At 50.6% G+C, this 19,339-nt stretch carries 16 protein-coding genes and 1 pseudogene; 9 read left to right on the top strand and 8 right to left on the bottom strand.

The window, feature by feature from the left end; genetic code table 11:
- Positions 1-8 precede the first annotated feature (8 nt).
- Together ABDZ76_RS06705 and ABDZ76_RS06700 are read right to left on the bottom strand one after the other, a co-directional pair.
- Positions 9-353, bottom strand: a complete 345-nt coding sequence (locus tag ABDZ76_RS06705; RefSeq protein ID WP_343803415.1) for a hypothetical protein — start codon at positions 351-353, stop codon at positions 9-11.
- A complete protein-coding gene (locus ABDZ76_RS06700) occupies positions 350-2,665 on the bottom strand; it encodes an FdhF/YdeP family oxidoreductase (protein WP_343803412.1) in 2,316 nt (771 codons plus the stop codon). Before ABDZ76_RS06700 ends, ABDZ76_RS06705 begins: the two co-directional genes overlap by 4 nt.
- Before the next feature lie 137 nt (positions 2,666-2,802).
- On the opposite strand from ABDZ76_RS06700, the gene ABDZ76_RS06695 reads away from it, so the two are divergent.
- Positions 2,803-3,951, top strand: coding sequence for an alpha-hydroxy acid oxidase (locus ABDZ76_RS06695; protein WP_343803409.1), 1,149 nt, complete (start codon positions 2,803-2,805; stop codon positions 3,949-3,951).
- Between the two features lie 11 nt (positions 3,952-3,962).
- On the opposite strand, the gene ABDZ76_RS06690 is transcribed toward ABDZ76_RS06695, so the two are convergent.
- Positions 3,963-4,433 carry an Lrp/AsnC family transcriptional regulator gene (locus ABDZ76_RS06690; protein ID WP_184219392.1) on the bottom strand — a complete coding sequence of 157 codons (471 nt, stop codon included), beginning with the start codon at positions 4,431-4,433 and terminating at the stop codon, positions 3,963-3,965.
- Between the two features lie 148 nt (positions 4,434-4,581).
- On the opposite strand from ABDZ76_RS06690, the gene alr reads away from it, so the two are divergent.
- Both alr and ABDZ76_RS06680 read left to right on the top strand, forming a co-directional pair.
- Positions 4,582-5,709: an alanine racemase gene (gene alr / locus ABDZ76_RS06685; protein WP_343803404.1), complete on the top strand. Its 1,128-nt coding sequence runs from the start codon at positions 4,582-4,584 to the stop codon at positions 5,707-5,709.
- Between the two features lie 56 nt (positions 5,710-5,765).
- The gene (locus tag ABDZ76_RS06680) at positions 5,766-7,019 is read left to right on the top strand and encodes a D-amino acid dehydrogenase (protein WP_343803401.1); all 1,254 of its coding nucleotides are present in this window, start codon (positions 5,766-5,768) and stop codon (positions 7,017-7,019) included.
- A 70-nt stretch (positions 7,020-7,089) separates the two neighbouring features.
- Here ABDZ76_RS06680 and ABDZ76_RS06675 read toward each other — a convergent pair whose 3' ends face one another.
- The gene (locus tag ABDZ76_RS06675; protein ID WP_184219401.1) at positions 7,090-7,638 is read right to left on the bottom strand and encodes a cupin domain-containing protein; all 549 of its coding nucleotides are present in this window, start codon (positions 7,636-7,638) and stop codon (positions 7,090-7,092) included.
- Positions 7,639-7,791: 153 nt separating this feature from the next.
- Between ABDZ76_RS06675 and aptA the strand changes: the two genes are divergently transcribed.
- Entirely contained in the window at positions 7,792-9,120 is a 1,329-nt protein-coding gene (gene aptA / locus ABDZ76_RS06670; protein WP_343803397.1) for an omega-aminotransferase AptA, read from the top strand.
- A 101-nt stretch (positions 9,121-9,221) separates the two neighbouring features.
- Here aptA and ABDZ76_RS06665 read toward each other — a convergent pair whose 3' ends face one another.
- Positions 9,222-10,802: a D-aminopeptidase gene (locus tag ABDZ76_RS06665; protein ID WP_343804697.1), complete on the bottom strand. Its 1,581-nt coding sequence runs from the start codon at positions 10,800-10,802 to the stop codon at positions 9,222-9,224.
- A gap of 203 nt (positions 10,803-11,005) precedes the next feature.
- On the opposite strand from ABDZ76_RS06665, the gene ABDZ76_RS06660 reads away from it, so the two are divergent.
- The 4 genes from ABDZ76_RS06660 to ABDZ76_RS06645 all read left to right on the top strand — a co-directional run bounded on the left by ABDZ76_RS06660 (position 11,006) and on the right by ABDZ76_RS06645 (position 15,620).
- Complete coding sequence (locus ABDZ76_RS06660) at positions 11,006-12,691, top strand: thiamine pyrophosphate-binding protein (protein ID WP_343803394.1); 1,686 nt, start codon at positions 11,006-11,008, stop codon at positions 12,689-12,691.
- 267 nt (positions 12,692-12,958) lie between these two features.
- A complete protein-coding gene (locus ABDZ76_RS06655) occupies positions 12,959-13,777 on the top strand; it encodes a MetQ/NlpA family ABC transporter substrate-binding protein (RefSeq protein WP_343803391.1) in 819 nt (272 codons plus the stop codon).
- Between the two features lie 144 nt (positions 13,778-13,921).
- Positions 13,922-14,974: a methionine ABC transporter ATP-binding protein gene (locus ABDZ76_RS06650; protein ID WP_343803388.1), complete on the top strand. Its 1,053-nt coding sequence runs from the start codon at positions 13,922-13,924 to the stop codon at positions 14,972-14,974.
- Positions 14,955-15,620, top strand: a complete 666-nt coding sequence (locus ABDZ76_RS06645) for a methionine ABC transporter permease (protein WP_343803385.1) — start codon at positions 14,955-14,957, stop codon at positions 15,618-15,620. The genes ABDZ76_RS06650 and ABDZ76_RS06645 overlap by 20 nt, the downstream gene beginning before the upstream one ends.
- An 84-nt stretch (positions 15,621-15,704) precedes the next feature.
- Here the strand turns inward: ABDZ76_RS06645 and ABDZ76_RS06640 are convergent.
- Positions 15,705-16,472, bottom strand: a pseudogene (locus ABDZ76_RS06640) (tetratricopeptide repeat protein); the annotation flags it as partial.
- A 518-nt stretch (positions 16,473-16,990) separates the two neighbouring features.
- Complete coding sequence (gene rpsU, locus ABDZ76_RS06635; protein ID WP_022712514.1) at positions 16,991-17,221, bottom strand: 30S ribosomal protein S21; 231 nt, start codon at positions 17,219-17,221, stop codon at positions 16,991-16,993.
- 459 nt (positions 17,222-17,680) lie between these two features.
- On the opposite strand from rpsU, the gene ABDZ76_RS06630 reads away from it, so the two are divergent.
- Entirely contained in the window at positions 17,681-18,859 is a 1,179-nt protein-coding gene (locus ABDZ76_RS06630; RefSeq protein WP_343803378.1) for an alpha/beta hydrolase, read from the top strand.
- Here ABDZ76_RS06630 and ABDZ76_RS06625 read toward each other — a convergent pair.
- Entirely contained in the window at positions 18,856-19,329 is a 474-nt protein-coding gene (locus ABDZ76_RS06625) for a MaoC family dehydratase (RefSeq protein ID WP_343803376.1), read from the bottom strand. The genes ABDZ76_RS06630 and ABDZ76_RS06625 overlap by 4 nt on opposite strands.
- Positions 19,330-19,339: the final 10 nt, after the last annotated feature.

Below are 19,339 nucleotides of genomic sequence, written 5' to 3'. Positions count from 1 at the left end.
TTCACAAGTCAGATAATCAATTGTGCTTTGAGCTTTTCACCCCTGTCACTTAAAATATAAAAGCTGCGCTGCGTGCGCTCATCGCGGTGGGTAACGGTCAAAAAACCGTCAATGGCAGCCAGATAGGCCAGTTCCCGCAGCACCAGCGCATGTTCAATTTCAAAAAGCCGCGCAAATGTGCGGCTGTCATGCGCTCCGTCAAGCAACAAGGCCGCCACAATACCCGCGCCCAGACGTGTCAAAGGCAGGTCTTTTGCTTCGATTGTTTCAACAAGCGCAATAAAATGCCGTGTTAAATCAGATAGTTGAATTGTATCTGAGAGTTCTGTCGAAACTTCCTCGTGCTCGCTCATGCGGCAAGCTTTGTGTTTTTGCGGAATGTGACAATCACCGATTTCGATGTCGGCGTATAGCTTTCATCGCCAGCACTTGCCAAAGGCACCAGCACGTTCATTTCCGGATAATAACCAGCCACACAGCCGCGCGGAATATCATAAGGCACAAAGCGGAAATTCTCAGCCACACGCTCAATGCCATCATCAAACTGGCCGATAATATCGGCTCTGTCTCCGGCTTCCACGCCGATTTCTGCCATATCAGCCGGATTGACAAACACCACCTGTCGCTCGCCATAAACACCGCGATAGCGATCATCCATACCGTAAATGGTGGTATTATACTGGTCGTGACTGCGGAAGGTTTGCAGCACATACTGGCCAGCAACACCACGCGCCTGCTGATGTTCCACCGCCTCCGGCATCGCACCCGTCCAAAAAGTGGCTTTGCCGCTTGGCGTGTTCCATTCGCGTTCCGCCGCACTGTTGCGCAAATGGAAGCCACGCGGCACCCGCACCCGTGTATTAAAATCATAAAAATCGGGCAGAACCCGTTCAATATGATCGCGGATCAGATCATAATCATCGGCTAATTCCAGCCAATTGACCGGCTTGGCTCCCAAAGTGGCATTGGCAATACCTGCAACGATAGCTATTTCCGAACGCAGTAATTTTGATGCCGGTTGATTGATACCACCAGAACCATGCACCATGCTCATGGAATCTTCGACCGTTACAATCTGCGCCACACCCTTGGAGTTCATATCAATCTCAGTGCGTCCCAGACATGGCAGAATATAAGAATTTTTGCCCGGCAAAAGATGCGAATGATTAAGCTTGGTGGCCACATGTACGGTCAGATCCAGACCGCTCAATGCTTTGGCAATCACCGGACTATCCGGCGTGGCGCGGGCAAAGTTACCGCCCAGACCAATGAAAACTTTAGCGCTGCCATCCAGCATCGCACCAATCGCGCCCAGCACATTATGCCCCTCAGTGCGCGGCACTTCAAAATTAAACTCACGCTCCAAGGCATCAAGAAAAGCTTGCGACGGTTTTTCATTAATGCCGACAGTGCGGTCGCCCTGCACATTGGAGTGGCCGCGCACCGGACAAAGTCCGGCACCCTCCCGCCCGATATGCCCGCGCAACATCATGAAATTGGTAATCTCGCGGATGGTAATCACCGAATGGCGATGCTGGGTAATTCCCATCGCCCATGTGGTAATGACATTACGGGAACGAAGATAAATCTGAGCGGCATTTTCAAGCTGTGCCCGCGTCAGGCCAGACTGATCTTCAATCGCCTCCCAGCCGGTCGCCTCCACCGCAGCACGATAAGCTTCAAATTCAACCGTATGCTTGCTCAAAAATGCATGATCCAGCACGGATTTCTCACCGCTCGCCAATGCTTCCTCATCAGCGGCAAAGACTGCTTTTGCCATGCCGCGAAAAGCTGCCAGATCACCGCCTAAACGCGGTTGCAGATAATCACTGGCAATCGCTTCGCTACCGCCGGTAATCATTTCCAACTTGTTTTGCGGATCAGAAAACCGCTCTAATCCACGCTCGCGCACCGGATTAAGCACCACAACATGCGCCCCTCGCTCGGCGGCACGGCGCAAATCAGCCAGCATACGCGGATGATTGGTGCCCGGATTTTGGCCGACCACAAAAATGGCATCAGCTTTTTCAAAATCCTCCAGCAGCACTGTGCCTTTACCCACACCGATCGACTGTTTCAGTGCAACACCGCTGGCCTCGTGGCACATATTAGAGCAATCAGGAAAATTATTGGTGCCATAAGCACGGACGAATAGTTGATAAAGAAAAGCCGCCTCATTGGACGCACGACCGGATGTGTAAAACTCTGCGCGATGCGGGCTATCAAGTGCGGCTAAAGTCGCGCCGATTTCAGCAAAAGCCTCTTCCCAGTCAATCGCTTCATATTGATCCGTCTGTGCATTATAGCGCATGGGATGCGTCAAGCGGCCGGTATGTTCCAGATCATAATCCGTCCAGCCCTGCAATTCACTGACCGTATGGGTTGCAAAAAACTTTGGTGTGGTGCGCCGTCCCGTGGCTTCCCATGCAACCGCCTTCACGCCATTTTCGCAAAATTCAAAAGAAGAGCCATGTTCCGGATCGCCCCAAGCACAGCCCGGACAATCAAAGCCATTGGGCTGATTAGCTTTCAGCATGGTACGGACATTGGTAAGAGCAGCACCGCTTTGCAAGATTTGCTTGCCTGAGCTTTTAAGCGCACCCCATCCGCCAGCGGCTTTGGAAGCCTTGCCGATAAAGTCGGTTTTGCCGTTGCACTTGCTCATGCTCTTCCCTCTTTATACGTCCCGTCCGGCTATTACTTTGCCAGTAATTATCTTCATTGAATAGTAGTTTATCCATATTGGCAATTAATGCTATCCATGTTTCTCTAAAGACTATTTTAGAAAAAGGGGTGGATACTATGGGGCAAATACTGGAAATCGCAGACCTGAAAGAACTTGCCCGCCGGCGGGTTCCGAAAATGTTTTTTGATTATGCGGATTCCGGCGCTTTTACCCAATCGACCTATCAAGCCAATGAAGACGACTTCAAAAAGATAAAGCTGCGCCAGCGCGTGCTTGTCGATATGACCAACCGCTCCCTTGCAACCACCATGATTGGTGAAAAGGTGGCAATGCCGGTGGCACTTGCGCCAACCGGTCTCACCGGCATGCAACATGCCGATGGCGAAATGCTGGCAGCTCAGGCAGCAGAAGCTTTTGGTGTGCCGTTTACGCTTTCCACGATGAGCGTTTGTTCGATTGAGGACGTGGCATCGGTTACCACCAAGCCATTTTGGTTTCAGCTCTATGTGATGCGCGACCGCGACTTTGTTAAAAGCCTGATTGAACGTGCCAAAGCGGCAAAATGCTCAGCGCTTGTGCTAACGCTTGATTTGCAGATTTTAGGCCAGCGCCATAAAGATTTGCGCAACGGCCTTTCCACTCCGCCAAAATTTACCCCGCATCACATCTGGCAAATGGCAACGCGCCCCGGCTGGTGTGTTAAAATGCTCGGAACCAAGCGCCGCACCTTCCGCAATATTGCCGGACACGCCAAAAACGTCACCGATCTATCCTCGCTTGCAGTTTGGACAGCCGAACAATTTGACCCGCAGCTCAATTGGAGTGATGTGGAATGGATCAAAGAGCAATGGGGCGGGAAACTCATCCTCAAAGGCATTTTGGATGTGGAAGATGCCCGTATGGCCGCTAAAACCGGTGCCGATGCGATTGTTGTTTCCAATCACGGTGGCAGACAATTGGATGGTGCCTGCTCATCCATTTCCATGCTGTCGAAAATTGTTGATGCCGTTGGTCACCAAATTGAAATTCATATGGATGGCGGTATTCGCTCCGGTCAGGACGTGTTGAAAGCACGTGCCCTTGGAGCGCGCAGCACTTTTATCGGTCGGCCTTTTCTTTATGGCCTTGGTGCCATGGGCAAAGAAGGTGTCACACTAGCGCTTGAGATTATCCGCAATGAGCTGGATATCAGCATGGCACTTTGCGGCAAGCGCGATATTGAAACCATTGACCGCTCAATTTTGCAGGTTAACCCGTGGGAGTGAACGGGTTTTCTTCACGTCCGCTGCTGGCTCGGCGCTTTCGACAGCAAGACCGTGCGGATTGAAAAGCTTGAATGAATACGCGCCACACCCGGTAAGCGCGACAAGATTTCCTTATGGATGATTTCATAGGCGGCGGCATTTTCTGCCTCCGCCCGCAAAATATAATCAGCATCCCCCGTCATCAAATAACATTCCTGAATTTCAGGATGACGGCGCACCGCTTCTTCAAAACGGTTGAGATATTCCTCCGTTTGCCGGTCAAGCGTAATACGCACAATCGCCACCAGACGCTCATCACCATCAGTGGAACCGACAATCGCCGTATAGCCTCGAATGACGCCCGATTGCTCCAATATCTGTACACGGCGCAAACAAGCCGATTGCGACAATCCCACCTCAGCCGCCAGCTGACTATTGGTCATGCGCCCGTCACGGCGCAGGCTGCGGATGATATTACGGTCGATACTATCCAGAGACGGCATGTATAATCTTCCAATAAAAGATGAAAAACACCTGAATTTGAACTATAAATCGCATAATATTCGAAAGATAGCAAAGATATTCGAACGATCTTCGACTAGCATAATGTGATAAGTAAAATTTACTGCTGTTCTGTCAGGGTCATGATCGATGTCACTTTCTAAAATGCAGCTTACCACTACTGAACATGATCTGGCTGCAGGCGGCATCCTGACAATCAGCCTGAAGGCATTGCGCCATAATTATCAGGCTGTTGCCAAGCAAATTGCACCAACACGCGCTGCTGCTGTGGTGAAGGCCGATTCTTATGGCTTGGGTGCCGATAAAGTCGCGCCTGCCTTTTATCAGGCCGGCTGTCGCGACTTTTTTGTGGCGCATCTGGGCGAAGCCCTTAAGCTGCGCCCATTGCTTGCAGATGATGCCACACTCTATGTGCTCAACGGTTTGCAGCCACAGACCGAAGAAACGTGCGCCGATGCGCAAATTATTCCTGTGCTCAATTCGCTGGAACAGCTTACCAACTGGCAAAAGCTTGCCATCAAACGCGGCGTCACATTGCCTGCTTTGTTGCAGGTTGATACCGGCATGGCGCGTCTGGGGCTCTCGCATGAAGAGCTTGACCATTTAGCCGATCATCTTGATCTGCTGGATCACCTCGACATCAAATTCATCATCAGCCATCTGGCTGTCGGTGACGAATTTAATAATGCTTTTAACACCAAGCAGCTTGAAACCATGCAGGCAGCCATTGCACGCCTGCCCAAAATGCCGGTGGCTTTCGCCAATTCCGGCGGTTGCTTTCAGGATAAAAGCTTCCACTATAATCTGGCACGTCCGGGTGTAGTTTTATATGGTGTTGGCCCTGACCTGCCAAACCATCCGATTTTGCCGGTCGCAGAACTTTCCGCCCGCGTCATTCAGGTGCGCAATGTGCCTCAAGGTACACCGGTCGGCTATGGCTGCACCTATGTGACACCAAAACCAATGCGTATTGCCACAATTGCCGTTGGTTATGCCGATGGCTGGTTCCGTAGTTTAAGCAATAAAGGCTCCGCCTTTTATGGTGATACACGACTGCCAATCGTTGGCCGTGTGTCGATGGACAGCATCACTCTTGATGTAACCGATCTGCCCGAAGGCACGCTCACACTCGGCAGTCTGGTCGAACTGATCGGCCCGCATCAGTCATTGCAAGATGTCGCGCGTGATTGTGATACTATCCCTTATGAAATTCTGACAGCTCTGGGGCACCGCTATCAACGTATCTATGTTGATTAAGCGCCCGATAACCGCATTTGAACAGTTTAAATTATAAGCAATAAAGGGGTCATCCCATGAAAGTTACTATTTTAGGCAGCGGCGTTGTTGGTGTTTCCACCGCCTATTATCTTGCTAAAGCCGGTCATGAAGTGACCGTGATTGACCGCGAAACCGGTCCGGCACTGGAAACCAGTTTTGCCAATGCCGGTCAGATTTCACCGGGCTATGCATCCCCGTGGGCTGCACCGGGCATTCCGTTCAAAGCTGCCAAATGGCTGTTTATGAAACATGCGCCATTGATCATCCGCCCGACAGCTGATCCGTTCCAGTACACATGGCTGTTGTCGATGCTCGCCAACTGCACAGGCGGTCGTTATGCGGTTAATAAAACCCGTATGGTGCGCATTGCTGAATATAGCCGTGATTGCCTCATTCAGCTGCGCGCTGATACCGGCATTGAATATGATCACCGCACACAGGGCACGTTGCAGCTTTTCCGTGAGCAGTCCCAGCTTGATGCCATCGGCAAAGATGTGGAAGTTCTTCGCAAAGACGGCGTACCGTTTGAAGTGCTTGACCGCGAAGGCTGCGCACAGGCTGAGCCAAGTCTGGCACGTGTTAAAGACAAATATGTCGGCGGTTTGCGTTTGCCAAATGACGAAACCGGTGACTGCTTCAAATTCACCAATGAGCTGGCTAAAATCTGCGAAGGCTTGGGCGTCAAATTCCAATATGGCGTCAACATCAAATCCTTCCTGAAGTCCGGCGACCGCGTCACTGCCGTTGAAACCGATCAGGGCAACATCACCAGCGACCGTTTTGTCGTGGCACTGGGCAGCTATACCCGTGCAATGGTTAAAAGCCTCGGCCTCAATGCTCCGATCTATCCGGTAAAAGGCTATTCGCTGACCCTGCCGATTATCAATGAAGACAATGCACCGGTTTCGACCATTCTGGATGAAAGCTACAAGATCGCGATCACCCGCCTTGGCGACCGCATCCGCGTTGGCGGCATGGCAGAATTGTCCGGCTTCAGCAAAGACCTGCCAGCCAATCGTCGTGCGACCTTGGAATTGTCCGTCACTGACCTCTTCCCGGGCGGCGGCGATGTGCAGGCAGCCACCTATTGGTCAGGCCTTCGCCCGATGACACCGGATTCAACCCCGATCATCGGCGCCACACGCTATGACAATGTCTATATCAACTCCGGCCATGGTACACTGGGCTGGACAATGGGCGCAGGTTCCGGCCGTGCTTTGGCCGACATGATCTCCGGCGTTAAACCGGAAATCGATATGACCGATATCGGCATTTCCCGCTACGGCTGATTTTAAAATTGCACTAAAAAAGCCCGCGATGTTTTGAATAACATCGCGGGCTTAACTTATTGAAGAAGCTTTAAAAACTTGGTGGCGTACAAGCACTCACCACTTCGCAGGGCACCGGCCCCACACAGCGAAAACGATGCGGCAGTTTGCTGTCAAAATAATAAGCATCCCCTGGGCCCAGAATGCGCCGCTCATCACCGACTGTCACTTCAATGCGGCCAGAGATCACAATGCCACCCTCTTCGCCTTCATGCACCAGCATGACCTTGCCCGTGTCAGCTCCCGGCTCATAGCGCTCTTTGAGCAATTGCAGCGCACGGTTAAAGAGATTTTCGCCCACCTGCCGATAGGAAATAGGCCCGCGCCCGATCTCTACCAGTTCATTAGCTTGGTAAAAAACTGTCTGCGGCACATCCGGCTCAAGCGCGAAAAATTCTGCCATACCGATGGGAATACCATCGAGAATTCTTTTCAACGCACCTACTGACGGATTGCTCTGATTGGCCTCAATCAGCGAGATGGTGGAATTGGTGACACCGGCACGTTTTGCCAGCTCTCTTTGCGAGAGATTCTGTCGCATTCTGAGGGTGCGCAAACGCCCGCCAATATCCATATTCACAGCACTTCTCCTCCGATTACTGTTACTGATGTTGAATATATCAAACATTCATTAATTTGCACCTGTTTTTTCAATGCCTTAGCCTTTTGCAGAAAAGGACTTGTTGCGGCTCAGAAAGCATGAATATGATAGTGGCTGAAAGAGGAGATCGCTATGCAGACCAAAAACAATGCCCCAAGCCTTGATAATTTCTGGATGCCGTTTACGGCCAACCGCCAGTTCAAGGCATCCCCGCGTATTCTCGCTGGCGCTTCGGGTGTTTATTATACCGATATTGACGGCAATCAGGTTCTCGACGGAACCGCCGGTCTGTGGTGCTGTAATGCCGGCCACGGCCGCAAGCGCATTACTGAAGCCGTTGAGCGCCAGCTGTCCACCATGGACTTCGCGCCAACCTTCCAGATGGGTCACAATGTTGCTTTCGACTTTGCTGAAAAACTGGCAGCGATTGCTCCGGGCAAAGGCAACAAGAAGCTTGACCGCGTTTTCTTCACCGGTTCCGGTTCTGAATCCGTTGATACCGCACTGAAAATTGCAATCGCTTACCAGCGCGCAATTGGTCAGGGCACCCGTACCCGCATCATCGGCCGCGAAAAAGGCTATCATGGTGTAGGTTTCGGCGGTATTTCCGTTGGTGGTCTCGTCAACAACCGCCGCGTATTCCCGCAGATCCCTGCCGATCATATGCGCCACACCCTCGACATCGAGCGCAACGCTTTCTCCAAAGGCTTGCCAGCGCATGGTATCGAACTGGCAGAAGATCTGGAACGTCTGGTGCAGCTGCATGGTGCAGAAACCATTGCTGCCGTTATCGTTGAGCCTATGTCCGGTTCTGCCGGTGTTATTCTCCCTCCCAAGGGCTATCTGGAACGTCTGCGCGCGATTGCCGATAAATACGGCATCCTGCTGATCTTTGATGAAGTCATCACCGGCTTCGGACGTCTCGGAACTCCTTTTGCTGTTGATTATTTCGGCGTTGAGCCTGATCTGATCACCACTGCAAAAGGTCTGACCAACGGTGCCATTCCTATGGGTGCTGTCTTTGCAAGCCGTCAGGTTTATGATGGCCTGATGACCGGTCCGGAAAATGCTATTGAGCTTTTCCACGGCTATACCTATTCCGGCCATCCGGTTGCTTCTGCTGCCGGTATTGCAACGCTGGAAATCTATGCTGAAGAAGGCCTGCTCACCCGCGCAGCCACTCTGGCAGATCATTGGCAGGAAGCATTACATTCCCTCAAGGGTCTGCCGCATGTCATCGACATCCGCAATATCGGTCTTGTTGGTGCAATTGAGCTTTCATCGCGTCCCGATGCTGTCGGCAGCCGCGCTTATGATGTCTTCGTTGATTGCTTCCACAAAGGCCTGCTCATCCGCGTCACCGGCGACACAATTGCATTGTCACCGCCACTGACCATCGAAAAAGAGCAGATCGACACCATCGTGTCGACCATTGCAGATGCGCTGAAGCGCGTTGCATAAGCCAAACTAAACCAACAAAAAGCCGCGGAAGTTATCTTCCGCGGCTTTTTTTATTCCATTCAGCAAAAATCAGATTGTGCGATAACGCACATCACACGCACTTAAATTTTGCGATAATTTATATTACGCGCCAGCCAGCAACCAACACGGATACCGGCAATATTGCCCTGTGCATCACGCTGGAATACCAATGTCCAGTCACCCGGTGCAGGTGCATCCATCGAGCGTTGGCACGGCAACAACCACACATCACCGCCCGCATAATAAACCGGCTGCATTACGCTCTTGCCCAAAAAGCCCTCAAAGGCCGCATAAAAAGCAGTACCGACTTTTTCGACCACCACGGCAGCATCAAGCTCACCGCAATAATAACGGCCGCAAATATTGGGTGTTTCCGCTTTCACAAGCTTCTGACAACTCAGCACCAGTTTCTCCGCATCACGGCGCAGATGCACAATGTCACCATCGCGCTTCAAACTGGTCAGACCATTGGTCGCTTTCGTATCGCTGCTCAGACGAACCATTTCGGCGGATGTACCAAGACGGCATTTCATCTGACCTTCCGAAGCTTTAGAAAGCGTGATCGACAGGCCTGTGCGTTCATCCAGATAATCACCGTACCATGCTGCATCAACATGAACAGGTGCAACATCATCCGCAGCCTTTGCCTCACCCAATGCCACGCGCATCAGCTCAAGACAGGCACCGGAAGCATTGCTTTCATGGTTGAAAAGAATAACCGCCGAAAGGCGTGTATCGGGTGAATAAAAGCGCTGGCAACGCCAACCGTTTAATGCGCCGCCATGGCCGTTTAAACGATATGCACCCGCCTGAGCATATTTCAGCCCCATCGTATAAGGGCTGGCACTGCCATCAGCAAAAGGCTGCGGACGGGACAAGCGGCGATAAATGCCGTTTTCATCATCGCGGGTTTTATCAATGAAAATTTCCCACGCGATCATATCTTCAAGAGAGGCCACCATACCGGCATCCCCGCTCCAGTGAATGCGGTTATTGGCCGGTTTAAAACCAGTGACAATATCACCGACATAGCCGACGCAATCGGTAAAGGTGCCGGTATTCGGGCGCAATTCTGCACTTGGCATTTTTGCCGGTTCAAAAATCCGTTCCCGCATCAGATCAATCAACGAGCGGCCGGTATGTTGTTCAATCAACTCGTCAACAATACGGAAATTACCGTTATTATAAGAATATTCAGTGCCGTGTAAAAACTGCACATGCTGCATGCGCTTTAACAATTTACGCGCATCATCCGGCAAAAACTCGCCTTCAGGATCAGCCCCGCACAATACTGTCAGCGCCCAATAATCACGCAAACCTGACTGGTTGTTGCACAGCTCACGCACTGTTGGCAGTTCGTCTTTAAAGTCATGGAAAAATTTGGCAAAAGCGGCATCCAGCACTTCCGGCTCGCCAATGGCATCCAGCAAGGTGGCGCAGGTAAACTGTTTTGTCACCGAGCAGATCGCAAAGCGTGTATCCGGCTTGATCTCACGGCGCGATGCTAAATCCGCATAGCCCCAGCATTGTTTCAAAACAACTTCGCCATCCTGAATAACCGCAACCGCACCGCCCGGCCCTTTATAAAGATCCGGCAACGAATTGACGTATTTTTCGATTTCAACAAGATGTTTCAAAGCAGGCGATTGGTGGCGGGACATAATGTTCACTTCTTCTGGTTCGTCAGACATCGGCATAATTTCATAACAACCGCTAATAATGCTTACGCATAGCATCATGACACTTGGTCATAAATTTCAAGCTATGCGGCGGCGCTCGGCTGTGCTGAAATCATGATAATCAAATCAGACCTTTGGTAGCCTAAATCCAAAGCAGTTACGAGTTAAAAACGGGAACAGACATCATGACAGATCAGGCGCATCAACGCACAGGCGGGCAATTGCTGGTGGACGCCCTCACCCATCAGGGTGTGGAGCGCATTTTCTGCGTTCCGGGTGAAAGTTATCTGGCTGTTTTAGATGCGCTGCATGATAAACAAGACGAAATAGACCTCATCGTCTGCCGTCAGGAAGGAGGCGCTGCCTATATGGCGGAAGCCTATGGCAAAATGACCGGAAGACCGGGCATCTGCTTTGTCACCCGTGGCCCCGGTGCCACCAATGCTTCCATCGGCGTGCATACGGCTTTTCAAGATTCCACCCCGATGATTCTCTTTATCGGGCAGGTTGCCAGTGATCAGGTCGAGCGCGAAGCCTTTCAGGAAATTGATTATCGCCGCATGTTCGGCCAAATGGCCAAATGGGTGGTGCAAATTGATGATGCAGCCCGTATCCCTGAACTTGTCAGCCAAGCCTTTCATCGCGCTCTCAATGGTCGCCCCGGCCCTGTCGTCGTTGCATTGCCGGAAGATATGCTGACCTCACTTGCTGTAGCTCAAGATGTGCCTGCCGCTCGCCAAGTGGAAATGCATGCTGCGCCCTCGCAATTGCACGAAATGCTTGACCATTTAAATCAAGCCAAGCGACCAATACTGATTGCCGGAGGTGGTGGCTGGAATGCAGAAGCTGTCGCCCATTTACAGCAATTTTCCGAACATATGCATATTCCCGTGGCGGCTTCCTTCCGCTGTCAGGATTTGTTCAATAATTTGCATCCGCTTTATGCCGGTGATCTTGGCACGGCTGTCGGCCCCCAACTGGCGGAAAGCATCCGGCAAGCTGATCTTCTACTGGTGGTTGGTGCGCGATTGGGTGAAATGACGACACAGGGCTATGCTTTGGTGGAAGCACCAGTGCCAAACCAAAAACTGATCCATATCCATGCCGGTGCCGAAGAGCTTGGCCGCGTTTATTATCCGACATTAGGCATCAATGCCAGCATGCCGGCCTTTTGTCGGGAGGCAGCAAAGCTCGCCCCCGTTCACAATCCGGCATGGCAGGACTGGACACAAAAACTGCGTCAGGATTTCCTCCAGCACATCCAGACACCCGCCATTCCGGGTGACGTGCAGATGGGTGAGATTATGGACTGGCTGAAAGCCCATGTGAAAGCCGATACGATCATCACCAATGGTGCGGGAAATTATTCCTCATGGGTGCACCGTTTTTATCAATATAGCCAGTTCCGCACCCAGCTTGCCCCCACCAACGGTTCAATGGGCTATGGCGTTCCGGCAGCCATCGCCGCCAAATTACAATATCCGCAGCGCATGGTTTTAGGCTTTGCCGGTGATGGCTGTTTTCTGATGAATGGGCAAGAACTGGCAACGGCTGCGCAATATGGTGCTAATGTTATTTTCATCGTCATCAATAATGGCATGTATGGCACCATCCGCATGCATCAGGAGCGCACCTATCCGGCGCGCGTTTCCGGCACCGGCTTGCAAAATCCGGATTTTTCCGCTCTTGCCCGTGCTTATCACTGCCATGCAGAGCTGGTTGAGCGCACTGAAGATTTCGCACCTGCTTTCGAGCGCTGCGAAAAAGCAGGCAAACCATCACTGATTGAAATCCGTATTGATCCCGAAGCCCTCTCGCCTAAAATGACCTTAAGCCAGATGAGAGAACAGGGTTTTGCCAAACAAAAATAACAACAAATGACCACTCAAAGCCCTGATCATCATCAGGGCTTTTTTGTCTGATTCACCGTCTAAAACAACCAGCTTGCAATAAATAACAAACTAATCCTGAAATCCCGATTTTCCGGTGAAACAATCACTGCGCCCTTCGTCTTAGTAGAATATTTTTCCTTGTTTAACGGCAAATTACAGTGAATTATCAAAAATAATTCAAAGTGAGGGGAAGTTTAAACCCTTTGCAGAGATCGTTAGAAATTAATACTCGTCAAAGGGCACAAAATGACACAAGACATCTCGCGCAGAAACAGCCTCAAAGCAATTTTGTTTGCAGCCACTGCATTCAGCATTGGTCTTGCTCCCCTCGCAGTGCAGGCACAAGATGCCGTTAAAGTCGGCATCATGGGCGGTGAAGACGAATCCGTCTGGAAAGTTGTTGTCGAAGAAGCCGCGAAAAAAGGCCTCACAGTTGAGACCGTTATTTTCAACGATTACAACCAGCCAAACGAAGCGCTGGATCGTAAAGAAATCGACGCAAACTCCTTCCAGCACACCCCGTTTCTGGATGCACAAATCCAGCAGCACGGCTATAAAATCAGCGTTGCCGGTTACACAGCGGTTTGGCCGATCGGCATTTATTCCCGCAAGCTGAAATCGCTTGATGAAGTCAAAGAAGGCGCCGTTATCGGCGTACCGAATGATCCGTCCAATGAAGGCCGTGCCCTGCGCGTGCTGGAATCACATGGCATCATCAAGCTGAAGCCGGATGCAGGCGTGCTTGCCACCCCGATCGACATCATTGAAAACCCTAAAAATGTCGATATCAAAGAGCTTGATGCCGGTGTTGTCGGCCGCGCGATTGATGATCTTGATATCGCCATCGTCAACAATGACTGGGCCGCTAAAGCCGGTCTTGAGCCAAAAGATGCGATTGGCTGGGAAAGCCGCGAAAACAACCCATATAACAACTTCATTGCTGTGCGCACCGATGATCTGGAAAAAGATTGGGTGAAGACACTCGTCAGCTCATTCCAGAACGATGCTGTTAAGGCCGAGCTTGACCGCGCCTATAAAGGCACCGGTATTCCTGCTTGGGAATAAGCCTTTTAAAGCCGTAAACAGACCGCGCCAACCTTTTGGCGCGGTTGCTTTTTGAGCATATTTCTATAATCAGAAAAGATTGCAAACCATCTGATACCGCCCAAACATCTGCTAAAGATGCATTATTAAGAGAGACATCAGACCGTGCCCACTGAGCCAGACGCTGCTAATATTGTCGAATTAGAAAACGTATCACGGTTTTTTGGCACGACACCTGCGATTAACGGCATATCGTTAAATGTTAAGCGGGGTGAAATTTTAGGCATTATCGGCCGCAGCGGCGCCGGTAAATCAACGCTTATCCGCTGCATCAACGGCTTGGAAAAGCCCAATAGCGGCTCCATCCGCATTGAAGGACGCGAGATTTCCCATTTAACCGAAAGCCAGCTGCAGCCGGTGCGCCGCCGTGTCGGCATGGTATTTCAGCATTTCAATCTGCTTTCAGCCAAAACCATTGAAGACAATATTGCCTTACCGCTCAAAATTGCCGGTCAAAAGCCGGAGCAGCGCAAAAAGCGCGTGGCGGAATTGCTTGATCTTGTCGATTTGGCTGACAAAGCAAAACATTATCCTTCGCAATTATCCGGCGGCCAAAAGCAGCGCATCGGCATTGCCCGCGCGTTGGCCGCAGAACCTGCACTGCTTCTCTCCGATGAAGCCACATCCGCGCTTGATCCGGAAACCACGCAGTCCATTCTGGAATTGCTGAAAAATATCAACAAGCAGCTTGGCCTCACCATTTTGCTGATTACCCACGAGATGGATGTCATCCGCCGCATTGCCGACCGCGTTATTGTGCTTGATAAAGGCGAAATCGCCGAGCAAGGGCCGGTGTGGCAGGTTTTTGCCCATCCGTCCGCTGCCACCACACAAAGCCTATTGCAAGTGCTGACACCACAATTGCCGGAAGCAATCGCCAACCGCCTGTCCTCCCATGTGCAAGATGATGCCGTGGTGCGGGTAAAAATTTCCGGTGAGGCTGCTAAGCGCCCGCTTTTCAATGATCTGACCTATGCCACCGGCGTGACCGCGCATTTGCTGCATGGCAGCATGGATACGATCCAAAACCAGCCAATCGGCACATTATTCTTACAAATTTCAGCCAAAGACCAAAACCGCCTGAAAGCTGCAATTGATTATCTGACCCAAAATTCAGACGCAACGGAGGTGCTTGGTTATGTCTCAGGCGATGCTTAATCTTCTCTGGCGCTCTTTCTGGGAAACCATCCTGATGACCGGCATGTCGAGCCTGATATCGCTTGTCATCGGCCTGCCGCTTGCCATCATCATGGTGATGACAGAGCGTGGTGGATTGGCACCTAACCGTACCATCAACACCATTCTTGGTGCTTTCATCAACGGTTTCCGCTCCGTGCCTTTCATCATTTTGCTGGTAGCGCTCATTCCGCTCACCCGCCTCATTGTCGGCACCGCTATCGGCACATGGGCATCTATTGTGCCGCTTTCTATTGCCGCCATTCCTTATTATGCACGTATTGCAGAAGTGTCTTTGCGTGAGGTGGATAACGGCTTGATTGAAGCTGCCCGCTCGATGGGTGCCAATCGCTGGACGATTATCCGCGATGTACTGGTGCCGGAAGCTTTGCCAAGCATTGTCTCCGGCTTTACGGTTACCATCATCACGCTGATTGGCGCATCCGCGATGGCCGGTGCAATTGGTGCCGGTGGCTTGGGCGATCTTGCCATTCGCTATGGTTATCAGCGCTATGAAAACAATGTGATGATTGCCGTTGTGGCTATTCTCATCGTGCTTGTCTGCGGCATTCAATGGATCGGTGACCGTATCACCGCCCGCGTTGATAAACGCAATTTGAAAGCCTGACTAGCTTAACATGCGAGACAATAAAAAAAGCCGCGGAAGATAATTTCCGCGGCTTTTTTATATTCACTTATTTTGACCCGCCCGTTAGCGGGTTCTGGCCAGTCCGTCTTTGGCTGGCTTATAATTCGGATCAAGCTGCACAGCACGGGCATAGGATTTTGCTGCCTTATCGCGCTCGCCACGCTGTTCATAGACCAGCGCCTGATTAGCCCAGCTTTCCGCCAGACGATTATCAAGATTGATGGCTGCGTTGAAATCATCAAACGCATTATCGTAATCGCCAAGTGCGATATAAGAAATGCCGCGGCCATTATAAGGTTCAGGCGCTGTTGATTGCAGCGACAAAGCGGTTGAAAAATCTTCAATCGCCTGCTTGTGCTGGCCACGCGCCTGATAAATCAGGCCACGATTGTGATAGGCACGGCCATTGGTGGTGTCTTGTTCAATCGCACGATTAAAATCCGCCATCGCCTGATCCAGACGACCTGCCAGGCGATAAACATTACCGCGCCCGATATAGGCTGCGTCATATTGCGGATTAATCTGCAAAGCACGGCTATAATCCGCAATCGCCTTGGCATTATCGCCCATATAGCGATAAATCAGCGCGCGGTTGGAGTAGGCCTGATAGAAATTCGGATTAAGCTGCAAAGCCGTGTCAAAATCCTTCAAAGCGTCCTTGTAGCGCCCTGCCTTACCATAGGCAGAACCACGCACATTATAACCTTGCGGATCACGCGGATTGGCCTGAATAACAGCTGTCAGCGAGCCGATATTCTGCGATGAAGCCTGTGCCAGATCCACAGAGGTCAGACCACTGTTTCCTGCCCCCTGGCAGCCTGCCAGCAGCAGAGAAACGAGACCGAGTGCCATCATTCCTTTGAGTGAAGGTGTGCGGCCAGCATGGCGCAAGCCCGCCTGATAAGGTGCTTCAGATCGCAGTCCCATTCGGCATGTCCTTTCAACTCAAAGCATGATGCGCTGTGGCTTATGGCTCAAGCGGTGTTCATACAATCATTTAAAATTTCGCAACAATATTGGCTTAAGATCAGAAACAATCCCGCACTTTATTGCCCGTCATATTTCATTGATCCAAGTTAGTTTAACTTGAAAGCCCTGACAATGCAGAAGGCACAAGAAAGCAGTAAACCACCTTCAAACTGACTTATATGCAACTATCAAACTAACTTTGAAAAACATTCAGACATGCAAAAAGGTGGCAGCGATTAACATCACTCCACCTTTGCAAAGTCTTAAAGCTTTTCACATCAACCATCATTAAAGCGGTTCATGTTACTATCTTTAAAGCGGCAAACTTGAATAAGCTTACCAATACATAGACTGTAACAGCCTATGTATTTTAAAGATAATTAGCGGGCAGCTACGCGGCCGCCGCCTACAAGACCTTCACGCTGTGCGCGCTTACGAGCCAGCTTACGAGCGCGGCGAACGGCTTCTGCCTTTTCGCGAGCACGCTTTTCTGAAGGTTTTTCATAATGACCGCGCATTTTCATTTCGCGGAAAATACCTTCGCGCTGCATCTTTTTCTTGAGAGCGCGGAGAGCCTGATCAACATTGTTATCGCGGACGAGTACCTGCACGTGTAATCCCGTTTCGGTTAGAATTTCGTTATAGCCTGAGCCTCAGGGGTCTTTTCAACATTTACGATAATGAAAATTATCAAAACGCCCAAAGGCACCCAAGCTTCGCAACGGTCTACCGCTGCAAATTGGTGTTGGCTAATAACAGAGTGACGAACATCTGTCCACATCCCACAGGAGATTTCCTGTATTTGGGCGCATTTTCTTCAAAAATCATGGGTTAAACCCATTTTTACCAAAGAGATTCAGCCTGTCATTAGCGGATTATTCACCGAAATCTAACATAAGGAACCGTCATATCAGCTTCAAGAATCATTCGAAAAGGCCTTCGATTCTTAAAAAACGCTCACTCTATCGTGATTGGGATGGCACAGTTTCTTCACAATCACTCTTTATCCGCACTAGTTCAACTGCCTGCCCCGCCCTTTCCCTTGCCCCTCGATTGCAATTGACCTCCCTATGCACATTCAAAAACGTCTGGTTGTCCAATTCACAGGCTATGAAGGCCTCCATGCAAAAGCCATTCGCGGACGTCATATTCAAGCGGTGAATGACTTTGACAAATTGTGGCATGTGAAATCCACTGTTAGTCCGATGGTGCAAACAAGCGACTTCACCTCGACAATGCAGGTGACAAGCAAGGCAGAAAACTGGCAGACGGAAACCGAGTTTTGCCAGTTTAGTTCAGCCGAAATTTACGATCATTATGCAGCACGCAATACACTTACCCGTATTGCCACCGGCTTTCGTGCTTTTGCCAATATTGTGCTGACCGGCACACTCTATCGCTATGCGCGCAATAGCTGGCGCTTCGTCCTGTTCTTTCTCTGGCCGTTTTTACTTTCTGCCGCTCTCATTACCATCACCGGCCTGATTTCCGCTGCACCATGGATTGCCGGATTTTCAAACCTTCATCTTTTATGGTCAGTGCCACTGAGCCTGATAATTGCGAGTATTCTCATCCGCCATCCGGGAGAAAAGGTTTTCTTTTCTTATTTGTTGGATGACTGGTCTGCGGCCTATGACCGTATCAAAGCCAAAAGCACACTTTTAGAAAAGCAACGCAGTGATTTTGCCGACAGCCTGACCAAGAAACTGCAAACAACAGATGCGCAGGAAGTGATTGTCTTTGCACACAGCCTTGGCTCTGTGCAGGCCATAGAGGCGCTGGCAGACGTTTGGCGTGCGCACCCTGACTTATTACGCAAAACACCCGTATCGCTGCTGATAACCGGCTCCTGCCTGTTAATGATCGCTCTTCATCCTCGTGCAAAGAAATTGCGTGAAGATGTGCGCCTCATCATGGAAGAAAGTCCGGTTTTATGGACTGAAATTCAGGTATTGACCGATATTATTCATTTTTACGGATCAAATCCGGCGAAAGCACTTAAAATTAATCCGCGCCAACAACCGCTCATTCACAAGATGCGGTTTAAACATATGCATAGCGAAAAACGCTATCAGCGTGCGAAGGGCAATTTCTTTCGTATGCACCTGCTCTATTTAAAAGGCGCGCAGATCAAAAACTTCTATGATCCGGGCATGATGCTGCACGGGCCGTTCTCATTGCAATATCTAGCGACCGAACATTGGGGGCAGCCAGCCCCCATTGAACTGATTACAGCAAATGAGGATTAATCTTCCGGAGGCGTGACAACCGCAATGGTCAGCCATGTGGCGGTAAGTGCCGGCTTGATTGAACCTTCCACTTCCAAAGTCACTTCATAGTGATTAACCACGCGACCGGACGGGCGAATATCAGCATCGGCCAGTTTGAAGCGCGCACGCACACGGGCACCGGATTTAACCGGTGTCATGAAGCGCACTTTATCAAAGCCGTAATTGATACCCATAGTGGCGCCTTCAATCATCGGCAATGCTTCATAAGCAAGGGTTGAAAGCAGCGACAGTGTCAGGAAACCGTGCGCAATTGTACTGCCAAACGGAGTTTCTGCGGCCTTAACCGGATCCACATGGATAAATTGATGATCATCCGTTGCATCCGCAAACTGGTTGATCATTTCTTGTGTGACCACGCGCCATTCAGAACAACCAATTTCAGTACCGATGGCCTCACGTACCTGATCCAGCGTAATTGCGTCTTTCATAGAACTATCT

It is taken from the genome of Paenochrobactrum glaciei (assembly GCF_039522165.1).
GTDB classification, from domain to species: Bacteria; Pseudomonadota; Alphaproteobacteria; order Rhizobiales; family Rhizobiaceae; genus Paenochrobactrum; species Paenochrobactrum glaciei.
The sequence above is the reverse complement of the archived record's forward strand: the minus strand, read 5'-3'. Positions and strand labels throughout refer to the sequence as shown.